Source organism: Bartonella sp. AC158YNML (genome assembly GCF_042196725.1).
Lineage (GTDB): Bacteria > Pseudomonadota > Alphaproteobacteria > Rhizobiales > Rhizobiaceae > Bartonella.
The window spans coordinates 1-757 of the sequence record NZ_JBHIQU010000089.1 but is presented as its reverse complement, the minus strand read 5'-3'; the positions used below and the strand labels follow the sequence as shown (position 1 = coordinate 757).

The following is a 757-nucleotide window of genomic DNA, read 5'->3' as shown; positions in this document are numbered from 1 at the left end:
GACCCTCTAGCCTTCTTACCGTTTCAGCCTTATCAAATTCAAGCATGTTCAGATAATCTTGCTTCGTATTTAAATGCCCTGGATAATCTATCATCTTATCCTCCTCAAAAATCACGGGGACGGCTACAGCCTCGAGCCCCTAACATCTCACCCTTGAAACTACGAGAATACTGACCACTACGAAAAAACGAACCATTAGAGACACCACCACTCCAAAGACCTCCTCCTACCAACACATTCATATCTGTTCTAAAAGCCGTCCTTCCCGCTGCTATAGAAGGTACCTGTATTGGAAAAGTCTCTGATAAAAATTGTGAAACATAACCGCAGCCATCCTCACACCCTATATGTGAAATCATACGCCTATTCGCCGTATCAACGTGTCCTCCAGAACTCTTAGGAGAAGGGGCTTTCTTCCCTTGAATATTTGTCTTTTCATTGCTTCCATACATCGCAGACGCAAATTCTGTATCATTGAGAAAAGATTTTTTAACACGCAACATATCGGATAAGTGATCTGTATAAGTACGGTTTGTTGTGATAGGAGTACCATACGCCGAGCGCGTATTTTCACCCGTCCCTGACTGGAGATAAATATCAACCCAAAGATCTGTAGAGGGGTCGTAGACCATCCCTTCTGGACTACTATGCGGGCGGTGATTCAAACACCAAACGGAATGGGGTAATATATCCCCTGCTTGATACCCCGATAACGGATGATCTATTATAACACCAACATCCGCACAAAGCGTATGAA

General features: G+C 43.7%; 1 protein-coding gene. It reads right to left on the bottom strand.

Annotated features, from left to right (window positions below):
• Positions 1-104 precede the first annotated feature (104 nt).
• The coding region (locus tag ACFIM1_RS09395) for a hypothetical protein (RefSeq protein WP_375694698.1) at positions 105-757 on the bottom strand (653 nt) is incomplete at its 5' end.